Genomic DNA, 17,907 nt, shown 5'->3' on the forward strand with positions numbered 1-17,907 from the left:
TTCTCCATGGGCCCCAGCATTCTCGTTGCGCAGAACCTTAGCAAAGTGGTCCCCAGCGCGGAAGGCGACCTGACCATCCTCCACGCGCTCTCCCTCGACCTCGCCCAGGGCGACAGCCTGGCCATCGTCGGTGCCTCCGGTTCCGGCAAGTCCACGCTGTTGGGCCTGCTCGCCGGGCTCGACCGCCCCAGCGCCGGCAAGGTGATCCTCGCCGGCCACGATCTCGGCCCCCTCGACGAGGACCAGCGCGCCCGGGTACGCGCCGAGCACGTCGGCTTCGTGTTCCAGTCGTTCCAGTTGCTCGACAGCCTCAACGCCTTGGAGAACGTCATGCTGCCGCTGGAGCTCGACGGTCGCCGCGATGCCCGCGAGCACGCTCACGGCCTGCTCGAACGGGTCGGCCTGGGCAAGCGCCTGAGCCACACCCCGCGCCAGCTTTCCGGCGGCGAGCAGCAGCGGGTGGCGATCGCCCGCGCCTTCGCCGCGCAACCGGCCGTGCTGTTCGCCGACGAGCCCACCGGCAACCTCGACAGCCACACCGGCGAGCGCATCAGCGACCTGTTGTTCGAACTGAACCAGGAGCGCGGCACCACCCTGGTGCTGGTGACCCACGACGAACGCCTGGCCAAGCGCTGCCGCCGCCTGATCCGCCTGGATGCCGGACGCCTGGTGGCGCCCCTGGAGCCCTGATGACCCGCCTATCGTTCCCACGCCTGTGCACCCTTGCGCTGCGCCAGTTGCGGCGTGACGCGCGCGCCAGCGAAGTACGCGTGCTGTTCTTCGCCCTGCTGGTGGCGGTGGCGGCCAGTACCGCCATCGGCTACTTCGGCGCGCGCCTCAACGGCGCCATGCAGTTGCGCGCCAGCGAGTTCCTCGGCGCCGACCTGGTCCTCCAGGGCAGCGCCCCGCCGAGCACGCAGCAGATCGCCGATGGCACGGCGCTGGGCCTGCGCCATGCGCGGGTGGTGGAGTTCACCAGCGTGGTTGGCGGCGACAGCGGTATCCAGCTTTCCAGCATCAAGGCGGCCGACCCCGCCTATCCGCTGCGCGGCCAATTGCGTAGCGCCCCGGCGCCCTACGCCGAGGAAGCGCACGGCGGCGGGCCGGCGCCGGGGGAAGCCTGGGTCGAACCGCGCCTGCTCGCGGCGCTGGGCCTGGCCATCGGCGACAGCATCGACGTCGGCATGAAGACCCTGCGCATGAGCCGTGTGCTGACCTACGAGCCCGACCGCGCCAACAATTTCTACAGCCTGACGCCGCGGGTGCTGATGAACCTCGCCGACCTGGACGCCACCGGCGTGATCCAGCCCGGTAGCCGGGTCAGCTACCGCGACCTGTGGCGCGGTGATATCGACACCTTGCAAAAGTACCGGCAGACGGCGGAAAAAAGCCTGGCCACCAACCAGCGTCTGCTCGACACCCGCGACGGTAACCGGCAGATCGGCGGCGCACTGGGCAAGGCCGAGCGTTACCTGAACATGGCGAGCCTGGTGGCGGTGCTGCTGGCCGGCGTCGCCGTGGCCCTGTCGGCCAGCCGCTACGCCGCGCGGCGCCTGGATGCCAGCGCCCTGCTGCGCTGCCTGGGCCTGTCCCGGCACCAGGCCCTTGGTCTTTACAGCCTGCAACTGGCAATGCTCGGTGTCGCCGCAGCAGTCATCGGCGCGCTGCTCGGCTGGATCGCCCAGCTGGGGTTGTTCCGCCTGCTCGAAGGCCTGCTGCCCAGCCAGGTGCCACCCGGCGGCCTCACCCCGGCGCTGGCCGGCATCGGCACCGGATTGGTAGCCCTGGCCGGCTTCGCCTTGCCGCCACTGGCAGCCCTGGGTCGCGTGCCGCCGCTGCGAGTGCTGCGCCGCGATCTGCTGCCACTGCCACCGAGCAGCTGGTTGGTGTACGGCGCTGCACTGCTCGCCCTGGGTCTGATCATGTGGCGCCTGAGCCTGGACCTGCTGCTGACCTTCGCCCTGCTCGGCGGGGGGCTGATCGCCGCCTTGCTGTTGGGTGGATTGCTGTTGCTCGGCCTGCGCAGCCTGCGCCGGTTGCTGGCCGGCGCGCCGCTGGCCTGGCGGCTCGGGCTCGGGCAGTTGCTGCGTCATCCGCTGGCCGCCGCCGGCCAGGCCCTGGCCTTCGGCCTGATCCTCCTGGCAATGGGCCTGGTCGCCCTGCTGCGGGCGGAACTGCTCGACACCTGGCAGGCACAGTTGCCCAAGGATGCACCCAATCATTTCGCCCTGAACATCCTGCCCGACGAGCGCCAGCCGTTCGCCGAGCGCCTGGCCCAGATCAACGCCACCGCCGCGCCACTGTACCCGGTGATTCCCGGGCGCCTGACCCATATCAACGAGCAGCCGGTGCGCCAGCTGGTCAGCAAGGAGTCCACCGGCGAACGCGCCGTCCAGCGCGACCTCAGCCTGACCTGGGCCGCCGAGCTGCCCCAGGGCAACGCCCTGAGCGCCGGCCAATGGTGGCAGCAGGCACCCGCCAACGATGAAGCCCCCGGGGTTTCGGTGGAGGCGGAGCTGGCGCAGAGCCTGCACCTGCAACTGGGCGACCTGCTGACCTTCGACATCGGCGGCCAGCAACGCCAGGCCCGGGTCAGCAGCCTGCGCAGCGTGCACTGGGACAGCTTCCAGCCCAACTTCTACATGATCTTCCAGCCGGGCACCCTGCAAGGCCTGCCCACCACCTACCTCACCAGCTTCTACCTGGCGCCGGGCCACGACCAGGAGATCGTCGCGCTGTCCCGGGCGTTCCCGGCGGTGACCGTGCTGCAGGTCGATGCGCTGCTCGCCCAGCTGCGCAGCATCCTCGCCCAGGTCACCCTGGCAGTGGAGTACGTGCTGTTGTTCGTGCTGGCCGCAGGGCTGGCGGTACTGTTTGCCGGCCTGCAGGCGACCCTCGACGAACGCATCCGCCAAGGTGCCCTGCTGCGGGCGCTGGGCGCGGCACGCCCGCTGCTGGTAAAGGCAAGGCGCATCGAGTTCGGCCTGCTCGGCGCCGCCAGCGGCCTGCTCGCGGCACTGGGCTGCGAGCTGATCACCTTCGGCCTGTACCGCCATGCCTTCGACCTGGCCTGGGCACCGCACCCGGCGCTGCTCCTGCTGCCGCTGCTAGGCGCGCTGCTGATCGGTGCCGCTGGCGGCTATGGCACCCGGCGGGCACTGAACAGCAGCCCGCTGGCCGTGCTGCGCGAGGGTTGAGCCCTGCACAGGCCAGGGTTCAGGGCTGGCTGGCCTGCAAGCGACCGCGCAGGCGCTGTCGGCCCACCACCCCCGCCATGCACACTACCGGGGCAGCGACGGCGATCGCCAGATGGTTCAGGTCCAGCGGCGGGATACAGCTGAGGAACAGTGAGTACAGGGCGCCGGCCATCATCTGCAGAAAGAAGAACTGCCCCGACGACATGCCGATGTCCTGGCTGACGCAACGCAACAACCCTGCCTGCGTGATCGGAATGACCATGCCGGTACAGACCAGCAGCGCGCTCATCGGCAGCAGGAACACCAGCGTCCCCGGCCCCACCAACAGCAGCCCCAGGGACAGGCCGATGCAACCTCCCAAGCCGATCATCGCGGCGAGCGCCAGCAGCGCGTCCAGGTCGTGGGTCTGGCTCAGGCGCCTCGCGATGGTGCTGCCTGCCACATAGCCACAGGCACAGGTGCCGATCAGCGCGCCATACTCCAGTTCACTGAAGCCCAGCACCTGCTGGAAGGCATGGGACGACGACGACAGCAGCGCGAAGTAGCTCATCCACACCAGGCTGATGCAGGCCGCATTGCGCCGATAGTCAGGGTTGCCCATGTTGCGCCGGTACACGCGCCAGATGGCGCCAACCGAGCCGATCGGCTGCCCGCCGCCTGCCGTGGGCCGGGTCAGGCCGACGAACACCAGCAACACCAGCAGGTTGAATGCACCGGCACACAGCAGCACCCCGCGCCACCCCAGCTCAGGCAGCACAGCACCGGCCAGCAATGGCACCACGCAAGGCGTGACGGCAATGGCCGAGGCCAGGGTGCTCAGAACCGGCAGACGCTGCGCTTCGGGGTACACCTCCCTGGCGACCAGGCGTGTGGTCACGGTACTGACGCAGCCGCCCAGCGATTGCAGCAAACGGCCGAGGATGAACAGGGTGAAGCCCTCGGCGCTGGCCGCCAGCAAGGCGCCGACCATCGCCAGTGCCAGACCGCCCAATTGCACGGCCCTGGGGCCGAACCGATCGGAAAGCAACCCGGCCATGATCACCGATATGGCGTAGCCGACCATGTACACCACCAACGTGTTCTGCACGCTCGCCATCCCCACATGGAGATCCTGGGCTAACCGCGTCGATGCCGGCACCATCACGCCCAGCCCCACCTGCGGCACCACGACGGCGCTCAACAGCGCCAAGGTCAACCAGGGACTCGCACTCGGCGCACTCATGCCAGCATCACCTGTTCGTAGTGCGGGGCCAGCAACATGGGCAACAACTGCAGAACCGTCATGAATCGTAGACTCCTTATAAAGAATGAGTACCGGTTCAGCCTGCGCCTGAAAGCACAACGGAATCGGGCGCGCCTCTATGCGCACCGCAACAAAATGTTACGTGGATTGAGCTTAGGGACTGCGCTGGCTACCATGAAGGTCCATTAAGCCTTCCTGCATGTGGACCACTTATGGCCAGAGGCAAACAACCCCTTGCCCTTGACCTTGCCCTGCCGTTCGAGCTGTCCGCCAAACCTTCGGCCCGCAAGCACCAACTGCTGTATGCCTTTCTGCAAGATCTGCTTGCCTGTGGCCATCTGGCGCCCGGCACACGCCTGCCTTCCACCCGCACCCTCGCCCTGCGGTGGGGAGTGGCGCGGGGCACTGTCGAGCTGGTTTTCGAACAACTCGCCCTGGAAGGTTGCATCCTGCGTCGACAAGGCGTGGGCTCAGTGGTCGCACCGCTGCGTCCCGACACGCTGATCGCGGCCAACGACCAGCCCCTGGCCCCGTTCCCTTGCCCCCGTGAACCCGCGCCCTGCGCCAGCCCTGCCCCCCTGCCAGAAGCCCGGCTGCAGACGGGCGTGCCCTTCGTCGCCCGGCTGGCAGACCCGACGCTGCTTGAACAGCGTCATCTGCAACTGGCTGCCGATGCCCTTGCGACAATCACCGAGAGCGTTCCGCACGCAGGTGACATGGTGCTGCGCAAGGCTATCGCGACACACATCCGTCTCTATCGGGGCATCGAGTGCGACGTCGAGGATATCGTCGTGACCCAGGGCATTCGCCACACCCTGCACTTCATCAGCCAGTGGCTGGAACAGGACGACGCCATCGCCCTTGAGGATCCGGGCTACTCCTGGGCCGCACGCCTGTTCGAACAGACCGGCAGGCGTGTGATCTGCGTCGCCGTGGACCAGGCAGGCCTGGACGTCGAACAACTGGCCAGGCACGACAACGTCCGCGCGGTGCACACCACCCCCGCGCACCAGGCTCCGCTAGGCATCTGCATGAGCGTCCAGCGACGCCAGGCGCTGCTGGACTGGGCACAGGCCCGCGATGCCTACATCGTCGAGGATGATTACGACAGCGAATACAATTATGCCTGCGCGCCACTGCCGGCGATCAAGGCGCTCGACCAGCATGACCGGGTGCTGTTCTGCGGCAGCTTCAACAAGACCTTGTTCAGCGGGCTGAGGCTGGGCTTCGCGGTTGTACCGCGAACCTTGCGCGCACGGTTCATCGACTGGCTGGCGGCAACGGGGCAGACACCGGGGATCATCGCCCAGCGGACGGTGCGCCAGTACCTGCTGCGCGGTCACTATGAACGGCACCTGCGCATCGCAAGACAGACCTACCAACGCCGCCGAGACCTCTTGCTCGAACGTCTCGCAAAAGAGCCAGGCATGACCGTCAGCGGCGAGCAATCCGGCCTGCACTTCGTCCTCTGGTTGCCCTATGGCGTCAGTGAGCAGGCGTTCTGCGAGCAGGCCCGGCAACGCGGGCTGGTGTTGCAGCCGATCGGCCTGTTCTGCCGCAGGCACACCTGGCCCGCCGGCGTGCTGATCGGTTATGCAGCGCTCACCGACGAACAGATCGCAGCAGCGGCACAGGTGCTGGTAGAGGTCTATCGGGCATCGCTGCCCGGGTAGCTGATGCGGTTGACGTACCAGGTCGCCTCACCCGTGGGGGTGTGCACCACCACCTCGTCGCCCTCCTCCTTCTTGAGCAGCGCCCGGGCCATGGGCGAGTCGATGGAGATATAGTCGTTGCGCCCGTGGATCTCGTCATAGCCGACGATGCGAAAGCGCAACTGCTCACCGTCATCGTTCTCGATGTCCACCCAGGCGCCGAAGAACACCTTGCCCTCCTGCTGGGGCGAGTACTCGACCACCTTGACGTCTTCCAGGCGCTTGCGCAGGTAACGCACGCGGCGGTCGATCTCGCGCAGCAGCTTCTTGTTGTACTGGTAGTCGGCGTTCTCGCTGCGGTCGCCCAGCGAGGCGGCCCAGGTGACCTTCTGGGTGATTTCCGGGCGATAGACCCGCCACAGATGATCGAGCTCCTTTTTCAGGGCCGCATGACCTTCGGTGGTAATGATATTGGTGCTCAACAAATGTCTCCTCAGCGCATCCACAGCAGGCGCAAGGCGCCCACCGAGAGACCGAGCTTAACGAAAAACGCCTGGCCGCGACACGCCGCTCAACGGCGGGTGATCAGCCCCTGGCGGGCGATGCGGGTGAGCTGGCCGATGACCTCGTCGGCATCCTGCGCCGCGGGAGCCTGGATCACGGCCAGGTCGAAGCGGTCGTTGCCGTACTGATCGAGCTGGTCACAGCTGTCGGAGAACTGGATGAGGAAGGCACAGGCCTGGCCCTTGCGTCGGGAGAAGCCATCGAGATTGCGCAAAAGCGTGGGTTGATGCTGGCCGCCGAGCAGGATGCGCGGGGTACGGGAAGCCTGGTTCTTGGCCAGGGGGGTCAAGCAGACACTGGTACGTGGGCAACTCATGGAGTCTCTCTCCGCCTCGCTGATCCCGCTGGGCAGCGGTGGGAGGCGTCACCGAACCAGCGCTTTAGCGGTATTTCGGAAGACCCGTCGAGGGCCCTTCCTGCGCCCCGCAAGTAGCTGTTTAAATCGGCGCAATCGGTATGCTAGAGGGACACGCCGCAAGTTACAAGCTGCAAGTCGATCGCGTTGACCACTTGCAGCTTGAGGCTTGAAGCTTGCAGCTTTGTTTCAGCGTGCGATCACACGGTCCAGCGACAGGCGACCCGCGCCTTCGATCAGCACCGCCACGGTGCCGGCCAGCAGCGCCAGGGCGAATTCATAACCGTTGTTGGACATGAACAGGCCGTTGCCGATATGCACCGAGAAGATCGCCACTACCAGGGTCACGCTTAGCGCCAGCGCAGCCGGGCGGGCCAAAAGTCCGACCACCAGCGCCAGGCCGCCAAAGAACTCGGCGCTACCGGACAGCAGGGCCATGAGGTAGCCCGGAGCCAGGCCGATGCTTTCCATCCATTGGCCGGTGCCTTCCAGGCCGTAGCCACCGAACAGGCCGAAGAGTTTCTGCGCGCCGTGGGCCATGAAGATGACACCGACCAGGATGCGCACGACGCTCAGGCCGTAGCCGGCGCGGGTGGTGAAAAGGGCTTTCAGGGAGTGGTTCATGAGGTGCTTCCTTGTTTGAGCAGGTGTGTGTTGGATGGGCGCCATAATAATCAAATCATCGAATAATAAAATCGCAATAATCGCGTAAATCATATCGAATAATTAGATTCGATTAGCGCTTGGCCACCCGCTCCAGGGAGGCACGCTCGCGGTTGAACGCAAGGTAGTACTTGTTGACGCTGTTGACGAAGTTCACCGGCCCCATGCCCACCTGCTCCATGGCGATGCGCTCGGTCTGGAAGAACCACTGGTTGCCATTGAGCCCCCGTCGCCGGGCTTCGGCGCGCATGGCCTGGACCCGCTCCGGCCCGAGGTTGTAGGCGGCCAGGATGAACGCCATGCGCTCGCGCTCGTTGAGCTGGGGGCTGGCGAAGAACTTGCGGCGGATCAGCGCCAGGTAACGGGCACTGGCCTGGACATTGCCATCCACCGTGGCAGTGTTGCTCACGCCTACCCGCTGGGCCGCCGACGGCGTGATCTGCATCAGCCCGTGGGCGCCACCGGTGCCCCGCGCCTTGGGATCGAGGGTGGACTCCTTGAACGCCAGGGCGGCCAGGTTGAGCCAATCGAACTGCTGGTCGCCGCCATGTTTCTGCAGCACCGGGCGCAACGCGGCCAGGCGTTGGCGGTCCTGGCGGGCCAATGGATTGTGCACCCGATACTGGCGCCGGTAGATACGCTCGAACGCCGCGTCCTGGTTGTCGGGCGCGCGATAGGTGGCCAGGAAGCTGTCCACCGCCGTGCGCAACATCGGCGCATCCTTACGCAGATACCAGCGCATGGCCTGGGGCGGGGCCAGTTGCAGCTTGCTGTCGACCCGCAGGCGCGGCATCACCCGTGCCCAGCGCTGGGCGATGGGGCGCTCAACCACGGTCAGCGGATAGATGCCAGCCTGGACCATCTCCAGCACATCCTCCACCGCCAGCGTCGGGTCGACCCACTCCACCTTGATCGGTGCCCGCTTGCGCAGTGCCAACTGCTGGTTGATCGCCTCGATCGCCGGCCCCGCGGCACTGGCGGTGGTCAGGGCGATGGTGCGCCCGGACAGCTGTTCGGCACGGTTGTAGCCGCGCTCGCCCTTGCGCCCGACCAGTTGCAGGGGAACCTGGTCGAGCACGGGTGCGCTGGCCTCGACGCCGCGCACCACGCCAGGGTCGAGCAGTTCACCGGGCGCGGCAAGATCGCCCTCGCCGCGCTGCAACGCACCGACTAACTGCTCCTTGGCGCGGGGGATGATCTTCAGGGTGATTTCCTGGCCGTCGGCGACCCGGGCATTGAGCGCGTGCTCCAGGGCCCGCAGGCGGTAGTACTCGATCCCGACCGGTTCACCCTTTACCTCGCCGGAACTGTTGCGGCTCTGATTGACCAGCACCCGAAGCACCTTGCTCGAGCGGATCTGCGCCAGGTCACGGGCCTGGCTGGCAGGCACATGCTGTTGCGGCCCCGCTTCGCCGGCAACGACCGGCCCGGCTGCCAGCAACCCGGACAGCAACAGGCTGGTGAAAAGGGTTCGCACCATGGCGGTAAGGGTCCGAGGGCGGTTGGCAGGCACCATGCGCTGTAATCGATCCGTGATAAATGACCGCAACAGACCACGGCAAACGTTTGAAGTTCTTGGTTTTTTCGCGATATCGCGGTTTTTGCTATGCTGGCCGCCCCGCGGCAAGAGGTAGCACCATGCAACTGATCGATATCGGCGTCAACCTGACCAACAGCAGTTTCCGCGACCAGCAGGCCGCTATCGTCGAGCGTGCCGTGGAAGCCGGCGTGGCACAGATGGTCCTTACCGGCACCAGTCTGGATGTCAGCGCCGAGGCGCTGGAACTGTGCCAACGCCTGGACCAGCCCGGCCAGCGTCTGTTCAGTACTGCCGGCGTGCACCCCCACGATGCCAGCCACTGGAGCGCCGACAGCGAACGTCAGCTGCGCGATCTGCTCGCCCAGCCGCGGGTCGTGGCCGTGGGCGAATGCGGCCTGGACTTCAACCGCGACTTCTCCCCTCGCCCCGCCCAGGAAAAGGCCCTGGAGGCGCAGCTGGCGCTGGCGGTCGAGTTGCGCCTGCCGGTGTTCCTTCACGAGCGCGAGGCCAGCGAGCGCCTGCTGACGATCCTCAGGAGCTACCGCGACCACCTGAGCGCGGCAGTGGTGCACTGCTTCACCGGTGAACGCCAGGCACTGTTCGCCTACCTCGACATGGACCTGCACATCGGCATCACTGGCTGGATCTGCGACGAGCGCCGTGGCACCCACTTGCACCCGCTGGTCGGCAACATCCCCGCAGGCCGCCTGATGCTGGAAAGCGACGCGCCCTACCTGCTGCCACGAAGCCTCAGGCCCAAGCCGAAGAACGGCCGCAACGAGCCCGCGTTCCTGCCCGAAGTGCTCCGCGAGGTGGCGCTGCACCGCGGTGAAACGGTGGAACACACCGCCGCCCACACCAGCGCCTGCGCCCGCGCGTTCTTCGGCCTGCCTGAGGTTTCTTGACGCATATCAACGAGGTCCCTGGCCTTGGCGGGCACAATGATGGCACCTTGCCAATAATGTTTCCGCCAACTCAGAGAAGACCTACCATGGGTGCCTGGCTTAGCAACGTTTCCCTCAAATACAAGTTCTGGGCCGTCAACGCAGTGGCCTTCGTCACCACGCTGATGCTGGTGCTCTATGCCGTGCACCTGGAGCAGCAGGCCCGCGCCAGTGGCGCCCAGGCGCAAGCGCAGGCCCAGGCCGAACTGCTCGCGGCCTGGCCCGCCGGACAGGCGCTGCCCACCCAGGCCAACCTGATCACCTGGCGCAACGGCCAGACACCGCAGTTTGCCGACGAACCACTCGAGGCCCTGCGCGATGCCCAGGGCTGGGTCGAGCTGCCCAGTGCCTGGATCCTCGGCGACAACCCGCTGCGCGGCGCCCAGGTACTGCGCCGGGACGAGCAGCACATCGCCGTGCTTGCCCAGTCCGCCAGCCTGCGCCAGGTCTTTTTCGACCGTTTCAGCAACTATGCCGTGTGCGTGCTGATCCTGATGCTGGCGATGCTTTGCGCCTCGCAGTTGCTGATCCGCTTCCTGCTCAGCCAGCTCAACACCCTCAAGGACGTGATGCTGCACGTGGAAAAAACCGGCGACCTCTCGGCCCGGGTGCCGCTGGCCTGCGGCGACGAGGTCGGGCAGATGGCCGGTGCCTTCAACGCCATGCAGACCACTTACCACCGCGTGGTCAGCACCGTCGCGCGCACCGCCGCGCAGCTGGACTCGGGCGCCGCGCGCCTGGCCGGCAGCATGGACGAGGTGCGCCACGGCATGATCGGCCAGCAGAGCGAGACCGACCAGGCGGCCACCGCGATCAACGAGATGACCGCCACGGTGCACCATATCGCCCAGCACGCCGGCGCCACCCGCGACCTGTCGCAGACCGCCGACACCCTGGCCGGTAGCGGCCAGGCCGTGGTCAGCCGCGTGCAGGACTCGATCGCCGGGCTGTCCAGCGGTGTGCAGCAGACTGCCGAGATGATCCGCCAGCTGGCTGACGACAGCCAGAAGATCAATGGCGTGGTGGGGGTCATCCACAGCATTGCCGAACAGACCAACCTGCTTGCCCTCAACGCCGCCATCGAGGCCGCCCGGGCCGGCGACCTGGGCCGCGGCTTCGCCGTGGTCGCCGACGAAGTGCGCAACCTGGCCAAGCGTGTGCAGACCTCCACCGACGAGATCACCACCATGGTCGCCGACCTGCAGGCCGGCACCCGCGACGCGGTGGATTTCATGCAGGAAAGCTCGTACAAGGCCGACGATTGCGTCAAGCAGGCGCGCGAGGCCGGCGAGGCCCTGGCCGAGATCACCAGCGCGGTGGCGCAGATGCGCGAAAGCAACACCCAGATCGCCGTGGCCGCCGAGCAGCAGAGCCAGGTCGCCGAGGAGATGAACCGCGCCGTCGTCAGTATCCGCGACGTGACCGAAGAGACCGTGCAGCAGACCGTGGGCTCGGCCACCACCAGCAGCGAACTGGCGACCCTTGCCGGCGAACTGAACAAGGCCATCGGCCAGCTCAAGCTCTGACCCTTACTGGCTATGGTCACCATAGCCAGCCTCGATTGGCCCCGCTGCGGGGGCCGCACTAAGCTTTGGACAGGCCCCTGAGGATCTGTCCATGAGCAAACGACTGCCCAACCTGCCCGCCTGGCAATGGCGCGGCTACCACCACAATCACCGCCACCCCACCAACCTGGTGCTGCATCTGATCGCCGTGCCGCTGTTCATTCTGGGCGCGCTGCTGGTGTTGTCGGGGCTGTTCGCGCTGGACCTGTCGCAGATCGCCGTGGGCGTCATCGCCCTGGTGGCCGGGCTGGGCCTGCAACGCCAAGGGCATCGCCTGGAAGCCGAGCAGCCCGAGCCGTTCAGCGGCCGCAAGGATGCCGTGCAACGCCTGCTTACCGAGCAGTTCATCACCTTCCCGCGCTTCGTGCTGAGCGGCGCCTGGTGGCGGGCCTGGCGCGAACGCAACAAGCATCGTCACTGACCGATAGACATCGCGGGGCAAGCCCGCTCCCACGCCATGCAATGACACTTGTGGGAGCGGGCTTGCCCCGCGACTGACTTGATGAAGATGGCTCAGGCGAACACCGTCACCGTCTGCCGGCTCAACGCCAGCAATTCTCCTTCGGCCGTCCACAACGCCGCGGCCGCATGCCCATAGCCATCACGGGCATACTCGGTCTCGACCACATAACGGCACCAGTCGAGGGTCGACAGCTGCGGCGTGGGCTGCACGAACTCGATGGTCCAGGTCAGCGTGCTGCCGGCGGCGGGCTGTTTGAGATACGGCAGCAGGCTGGGCGGCCAGGCATCGACCAGTGCCAGCAGGTGCGCCACCTCCACAGGGCCCTCGGCGATATCACGCAGGCGTACCCAACCGCCCATATGCCGTGAGTCGTTGCCACTGAACGGCAGGCCGCCCACCGCCCAGCGAAACGCCACGTGCTGCATGAATTCCGGCGTAATGCCCTTGATGAAGGGCAACTCCGGTGCCGCCTCCTGCAGCGGCTTCATCGGCATCGCGGCTGGCGCCTCGACGGCCACCACGGAAGGACGACCGGCACCGAAACTGCCCTGCACCAGGGTCACCACCTGGCCATCCTGCACGGCGCGTCCGAGCAAGGTGCTGACCGCCTTGCCCTCGCGCAGCACCTCCACCTCCAGGCTTATCGGCACATCCGGCGCCGCCGGGCCGACGAAGGTGATGGCCAGCGAACGCACCGGGCGGTTGTCGCCGAGTTTCTGGCGCATCGCCTCATGCACCAGCGCCGCCATCAGACCGCCGAACGCGGCGCGCCCCTGGGCCCAGCTGGCCGGCACGCTGACGGCTTCGGGATGCGCGCGTGCCGCGGCCAGCAATTGAGTGAAGTTCATGTGCCTGGGCTCCTGCGGGAAAAGCCCGATAGTAACCAGCGCGCGCGCCAGCGGCAGCCCGCATATCGGTCATTTGCCGGAACTAACGGCGCGTGACGGCCTTGCGCAGGGCTTCCAGAGTGATGTCCGACTTGCCTTCGGCGGCGTGCAGTTCGTGCTCCCAGGCTACCTTGCAACCTGCCAGGTCGCTGTGCTCACGCACCTGCAGCAACCACTGCACCCGATCATGCCAGTCGCCCAGGTCGCCCTGGGCTTTCTTCAGCAGGCGCTGGAGCTTGCGACCGGCATGATCAAGCTGCGGATAAGCCTCGTCGCCATAACGCACCCGCTTGATCAGCAGACGCAGGCGGTGGCGGTCGTGGGCCGGATCGGCCAGCGCCTTGGCAAGCTTGTGCCACTGCTTGCCCAGTCGTTTGTCGATGCGCTTTTCCAGCCCTTGCGCCAGGCCTTCACGGTCGGCGGCGCGCAGGAACAGGGGAAAGGCATCGAGAATCGCCAACACCCGACTCAGTTGCGGGCAGGTCGCGACACTGGCGAAGGTCCGCGCCCCGCCCTCCTGGCGGCGCTCACCAGCCTGCACGTGGCCGCGCCCGATCAATTGTGCAGCCAACACCTCACGGTCGCGCAGCGGCGTGGTGAGCGTGCCGAGCGCCCCCGCCGCGTCTTCCAGTTGCTCCACGCCCGGCAGGCCGCGTAGCGGCCGCAGCAGGCTGCGCAGGCGCCGCAGCGTGGTACGCAGGTCGTGCAGCGCCTCGCTGTCGGTATCGGCGGCAAGGCGCTCGCGGCAGGCCAGCAAGCCCACCTGCAAACAGAACACCCGGGAAACCACATGATCGAGCATGGCGGACATCTGTCGCTCCTTGGTCAACGCCCGGCGCGGGACTCACGAATGTAGAAGCGCGCCTTCTCGGCTTTGCTGGTACAACCCTCGAAGCCCTCGAACTGCTGCTGGGTCTTGGCACCGGTCAGCAGCGACAGCGCCTTGGAATAGCTCACGGTGCCGGCGAAGCCCTCGGCCTTGGCCAGGTCCAGTTCCTTCCAGGCGGCATCTAGCTGGGTTGCGCAACTGTCGCGATAGGCCGTCTTGCCCGCACAGCCGGCCAGGGCCAGGGCAATCAGAGGAAGGGTGATCCAGGCTTTCATCGGTGATACCTCGAGGGTGAAAAACTAAGGTGGCCGTTCGACGGCAAAGCAAACGAAAAGTGCCCTGCTCAGCGTAGTCCAGCACGGACTACATTGAAGCACAGGCGGCATTGGGTGCATTGTTGGACCATGGTTGCACAGGCGCAGGGAGAAAGATCATGGGCAAACGCGTGGCATTGGTGCTCGGCTCCGGTGGGGCACGAGGATACGCGCACATCGGCGTGATCGAAGAGATCGAACGACGTGGCTACGAGATCGCCTGCATCGCCGGTTGTTCCATGGGCGCGGTGATCGGCGGCATCTACGCCGCTGGCAAGCTCGACGAGTACCGCAACTGGATCGAGAGCCTGGATTACCTCGACGTGCTGCGCCTGGTCGATGTCAGCTTTCGCCTCGGCGCCATTCGTGGCGACAAGGTGTTCGGGCAGATCCGCAAGATCGTCGGCGAGATCAACATCGAGCAGTTGCGCATTCCCTATACGGCAGTCGCCACCGACCTGACCAACCAGCAGGAAATATGGTTCCAGGAGGGTTGCCTGCACCAGGCCATGCGCGCCTCGGCGGCCATTCCCAGCCTGTTCACCCCGGTGGTGCAAGGCAATCGCATGCTGGTCGATGGCGGCATTCTCAATCCGCTGCCGATCGTCCCGGTGGTGTCCAGCCACTGTGACCTGATCATCGCCGTCAACCTCAACGCCACCAACCAGAAGCAGTATCAGTTGCCGGTGATCGAGCGCCCGGCGGCGTTCAAGATGCGTTTCGACGCCTTGATCAGCTCGCTGGGGTCGCGCCTGCCGTTTCGGCGCAAGCCGGCCGAACAGCTGATCCGCCTGGAGCAGGAGATCGTCGCCGAAGGGCTCGCCGCAGCCAACCCCTGGCTGGGCGAGAGCGCCGAACCGCAAGGCCAGCAGCCGGCGGCGGCGCCGCAGAGCGAAGGCGCGCCCAAGTCGGCCACCGGCTCGTTCATCGTCGACAACGTCGGTCCGGCGTCCTTGCTGGACCTGATCAACCAGAGTTTCGAAGTGATGCAGACGTCGTTGGCGCAGTACAAGATCGCCGGGTATCCGCCGGATGTACTGATCAACGTTCCCAAGCGGGTATGCCGCTTCTTCGAGTTCTACAAGGCGCCGGAGCTGATCGCCCTGGGGCGGGAAATTGCCCGGGATACGCTGGACAATCATGAGGGGGTTCGGCGCTCCTGAGGCCATCGCGATGGCGCCATCAAGCACACAAACGAAACAGGCCGCATAAGCGGCCTGTTTCGCGATCAGCACACGACTCAGTAGCGGGTGATGTCGGCACTGCCTTCAAGCAGCTTGCGATAGGCCGCGAAGTCCTGCGAGCCGGCACGCGATGCGAGGTAGCGACGGATCTGCGCTTTCTCTTCATCGGTGGCGGCGGCACCTTCGTTGACGCCCTTCAATTGCAGGACCACCAGGCTGCCATCGCCCAGCACTACGCTGCCGTAGACCGGCTTGTCCTTGGCCGCTGGCTTGCCGAGGCGGAACACCGCCTGCAGCTCGGCCGGGTCGATGCCGTCCTGGCCACGGGTGACCGCTTCATGGAGCTTCCAGCCCTGGCCCTCGGCCTTGACCGAGCCATCGCGCAGGCCGGCGATCAGCTTGCCAGCCTTGGCCTTGAGCTCGGCAATCGCCTTTTCTTTGGCCAGGTGCTCGCTGATGTTCTTGGCCACGGCCTCCAGCGGCAATTGCTCAGGCTTGCGGTGCTCCTTGACACGCAGGACCACCACGGTCTCCGGATCCAGCTCGATGGCGTTGCTGTTGGCGCCCTCTTCGAGCACCTGCTCGCCAAACGCGGCCTGGATCACCGCACGGTTGGCGGTGATGCCTTCACCGCCCTCGCGACCGAAGGCCGCCGAGGTGTGCACCTTCAGGTTCAGATCCTGGGCCGGCTGGGCCAGGTCGGAGGCTTCGAAGGCGGTGTCTTCGAGCTGCTTAGTGGCCTCTACGAAGCGCTGCTCCACCTGCTGGGTCTTCAGCTCGTGGGTCAGCTTGTCCTTCAGGCTGGCGAAGCTCGGTACGTCCGGCGCCTGCACGCCCAGCAGCTTGATCAGGTGGTAGCCGAACTCGGTGCGCACCGGTGCCGATACCTGGTCCTTGTTCAGCTTGTACAGCGCGTCCTCGAAGGCCGGGTCGTATACGCCAGGGCCGGCGAAGCCGAGGTCACCACCGGTGTTGGCCGAACCTGGATCCTGGGAGAATTCCTTGGCCAGTTTGGTGAACTCCTCACCCTTGTCCAGGCGCTGCTGGATCTCTTCGATGCGGGCCTTGGCCTTGGCATCGTCAGTCTTGTCGTTGACCTCGATCAGGATGTGCGCGGCATGACGCTGCTCGCCGAGATTGGCGATTTCCTTCTCGTACAGCGCCTTGAGCTCGCCGTCGTCGACCTTGACCTGGTCGAAGAAGGCCGACTTCTTCAGCTCGAGGTAATCGATGACCACTTGATCCGGGGTCATGAATTCCTTGGCGTGCTGGTCGTAGTGCGCCTTGACCTCGTCATCGCTGACCTTGACCGCGGCCGGATCGGCCTTGAAGGTCTGCGAAGCGAAATCACGGGTCTGCCTCTCGAGGCGGGCGAAGGCCTCGACCTGCTTGTCGGTGACGAAGCTGCTGCCGGCAAGGCCGGTGCGCAGCTGGCCGATGAGCATTTCCTGGGCGAGCATCTCGCGGAACTGCATGCGCCCGTAGCCCATCTGGCGGATGACCGAATCGAAGCGCTCGGCGCTGAACTTGCCATCGACCTGGAATTCAGGCGTCTGCAGGATCAGCTGATCCAGCGCGGCCTCGGAAAAAGCGAACTTGGCGTCTTCGGCACCCTGCAACAGCAGCTTGCGATCGATCAGCCCCTTGAGCGCGGCTTCGCGCAGCATCTTCTCGTCCAGCAGCGCAGGGTCGAAATCCTTGCCCAACTGTTGCATCAGCTGGCGGCGCTGCATGTCCACGGCCTGGCTCAGCTCGTTCTGGCTGATGGTCTGGCCGTTCACCTTGGCGGCGTCCTGGCTATGGCTGGCGGCCTGGAAAATGGCCTCGAAACCGGTCAACGCCATCAGTACGACGATGAGGCCGATGATGGTCTTGGCAATCCAACCTTGTGAATTGTCCCTGATATTCTGCAGCATGCGTCCCCCAGAAACGGCTGTACCACTGCGTCGACAACCGCGGAGCGTGGGTAGAATCCTGATAGAAGAAAGGCGCATCCAGTGGATGCGCCTTTTCGAAGCGAGCGTGCCAGCGGGAACGTTTGCGACCCGCCGTCACGCGGTCGGCCCTGGCGAGGCCCGGGCCGGCTGAAAGACGACTTAGTTGACGGCGTCTTTCAGGCCCTTGCCAGCTTTGAAGCCAGGAACCTTGGCGGCAGCGATCTTGATCGCCTTGCCGGTTTGCGGGTTACGGCCGGTGCGCTCTGCGCGCTCCTTGACCGAGAAGGTGCCGAAGCCAACCAGGACAACATCGTCACCGGCTTTCAGGGCGCCTTGAACGGATTCGATCACTGCGTCCAGCGCACGGCCGGCTACAGCTTTCGGGATGTCAGCGGATGCGGCGATAGCGTCAATCAGTTCCGACTTGTTCACTCTAAGTCCCCTTATTTCTCTATTGAGTTTGTTTCTAAGTATGTAATGAAAAGCTTATGAAACGAGCGCTGGGTGGCCTGTTGACACTGGCGTGCCGCTTTATAGCAAGGGGCCGAAAATGCTGTCAACCAAAGCCCC

17 protein-coding genes are annotated in these 17,907 nt (G+C 65.8%); 7 read left to right on the plus strand and 10 right to left on the minus strand.

The annotated features are described in order from the left end of the window. Positions 1-6 precede the first annotated feature (6 nt). Positions 7-690, plus strand: a complete 684-nt coding sequence (locus ABZO33_RS16340) for an ABC transporter ATP-binding protein (RefSeq protein ID WP_414536878.1) — start codon at positions 7-9, stop codon at positions 688-690. Beyond that, positions 690-3,197: an ABC transporter permease gene (locus tag ABZO33_RS16345; RefSeq protein WP_414536879.1), complete on the plus strand. Its 2,508-nt coding sequence runs from the start codon at positions 690-692 to the stop codon at positions 3,195-3,197. The genes ABZO33_RS16340 and ABZO33_RS16345 overlap by 1 nt, the downstream gene beginning before the upstream one ends. Positions 3,198-3,216: 19 nt before the next feature. Here ABZO33_RS16345 and ABZO33_RS16350 read toward each other — a convergent pair whose 3' ends face one another. After that, on the minus strand, positions 3,217-4,419 hold the full coding sequence (locus ABZO33_RS16350) for an MFS transporter (RefSeq protein WP_414536880.1): 1,203 nt from the start codon (positions 4,417-4,419) through the stop codon (positions 3,217-3,219). Between the two features lie 233 nt (positions 4,420-4,652). Between ABZO33_RS16350 and ABZO33_RS16355 the strand changes: the two genes are divergently transcribed. Next, positions 4,653-6,113: a PLP-dependent aminotransferase family protein gene (locus tag ABZO33_RS16355; protein ID WP_414536881.1), complete on the plus strand. Its 1,461-nt coding sequence runs from the start codon at positions 4,653-4,655 to the stop codon at positions 6,111-6,113. Here the strand turns inward: ABZO33_RS16355 and greB are convergent. The 4 genes from greB to ABZO33_RS16375 all read right to left on the minus strand — a co-directional run bounded on the left by greB (position 6,089) and on the right by ABZO33_RS16375 (position 9,154). After that, positions 6,089-6,574, minus strand: coding sequence for a transcription elongation factor GreB (gene greB, locus ABZO33_RS16360; protein ID WP_414536882.1), 486 nt, complete (start codon positions 6,572-6,574; stop codon positions 6,089-6,091). The two genes, ABZO33_RS16355 and greB, sit on opposite strands and share 25 nt — an antisense overlap. 89 nt (positions 6,575-6,663) lie before the next feature. Further along, positions 6,664-6,972: a hypothetical protein gene (locus tag ABZO33_RS16365; RefSeq protein WP_046854898.1), complete on the minus strand. Its 309-nt coding sequence runs from the start codon at positions 6,970-6,972 to the stop codon at positions 6,664-6,666. A gap of 228 nt (positions 6,973-7,200) precedes the next feature. Beyond that, positions 7,201-7,635, minus strand: a complete 435-nt coding sequence (locus tag ABZO33_RS16370) for a DoxX family protein (RefSeq protein ID WP_414536883.1) — start codon at positions 7,633-7,635, stop codon at positions 7,201-7,203. A 112-nt stretch (positions 7,636-7,747) separates the two neighbouring features. After that, positions 7,748-9,154 carry a transglycosylase SLT domain-containing protein gene (locus ABZO33_RS16375; RefSeq protein ID WP_414536884.1) on the minus strand — a complete coding sequence of 469 codons (1,407 nt, stop codon included), beginning with the start codon at positions 9,152-9,154 and terminating at the stop codon, positions 7,748-7,750. 158 nt (positions 9,155-9,312) lie between these two features. On the opposite strand from ABZO33_RS16375, the gene ABZO33_RS16380 reads away from it, so the two are divergent. From ABZO33_RS16380 to ABZO33_RS16390, 3 genes are all read left to right on the plus strand, one after another. After that, complete coding sequence (locus ABZO33_RS16380; protein ID WP_414536885.1) at positions 9,313-10,119, plus strand: TatD family hydrolase; 807 nt, start codon at positions 9,313-9,315, stop codon at positions 10,117-10,119. An 86-nt stretch (positions 10,120-10,205) separates the two neighbouring features. After that, positions 10,206-11,684 (plus strand): methyl-accepting chemotaxis protein, encoded by a 1,479-nt coding sequence (locus tag ABZO33_RS16385; RefSeq protein WP_414536886.1) that lies wholly within the window; start codon positions 10,206-10,208, stop codon positions 11,682-11,684. Between the two features lie 91 nt (positions 11,685-11,775). Continuing rightward, on the plus strand, positions 11,776-12,144 hold the full coding sequence (locus ABZO33_RS16390) for an Mpo1-like protein (RefSeq protein WP_414536887.1): 369 nt from the start codon (positions 11,776-11,778) through the stop codon (positions 12,142-12,144). Positions 12,145-12,236: 92 nt separating this feature from the next. Here ABZO33_RS16390 and ABZO33_RS16395 read toward each other — a convergent pair whose 3' ends face one another. From ABZO33_RS16395 to ABZO33_RS16405, 3 genes are all read right to left on the minus strand, one after another. Next, complete coding sequence (locus ABZO33_RS16395; RefSeq protein WP_414536888.1) at positions 12,237-13,034, minus strand: acyl-CoA thioesterase; 798 nt, start codon at positions 13,032-13,034, stop codon at positions 12,237-12,239. Between the two features lie 82 nt (positions 13,035-13,116). Further along, positions 13,117-13,884 (minus strand): CHAD domain-containing protein, encoded by a 768-nt coding sequence (locus tag ABZO33_RS16400; protein ID WP_414536889.1) that lies wholly within the window; start codon positions 13,882-13,884, stop codon positions 13,117-13,119. 14 nt (positions 13,885-13,898) lie between these two features. Beyond that, positions 13,899-14,177 carry a hypothetical protein gene (locus tag ABZO33_RS16405; RefSeq protein ID WP_414536890.1) on the minus strand — a complete coding sequence of 93 codons (279 nt, stop codon included), beginning with the start codon at positions 14,175-14,177 and terminating at the stop codon, positions 13,899-13,901. Between the two features lie 158 nt (positions 14,178-14,335). Here ABZO33_RS16405 and ABZO33_RS16410 point away from each other — a divergent pair, with 158 nt between their 5' ends. Next, positions 14,336-15,379 (plus strand): patatin-like phospholipase family protein, encoded by a 1,044-nt coding sequence (locus ABZO33_RS16410; RefSeq protein WP_414536891.1) that lies wholly within the window; start codon positions 14,336-14,338, stop codon positions 15,377-15,379. Between the two features lie 77 nt (positions 15,380-15,456). Here the strand turns inward: ABZO33_RS16410 and ABZO33_RS16415 are convergent, their stop codons facing one another. Continuing rightward, positions 15,457-17,316, minus strand: coding sequence for a SurA N-terminal domain-containing protein (locus ABZO33_RS16415; RefSeq protein WP_414536892.1), 1,860 nt, complete (start codon positions 17,314-17,316; stop codon positions 15,457-15,459). A 180-nt stretch (positions 17,317-17,496) separates the two neighbouring features. Beyond that, the gene (locus ABZO33_RS16420; protein ID WP_023629739.1) at positions 17,497-17,769 is read right to left on the minus strand and encodes an HU family DNA-binding protein; all 273 of its coding nucleotides are present in this window, start codon (positions 17,767-17,769) and stop codon (positions 17,497-17,499) included. Between the last annotated feature and the right edge of the window lie 138 nt (positions 17,770-17,907).

It is taken from the genome of Pseudomonas sp. CAM1A (genome assembly GCF_047501685.1).
Taxonomy (GTDB): Bacteria; Pseudomonadota; Gammaproteobacteria; order Pseudomonadales; family Pseudomonadaceae; genus Aquipseudomonas.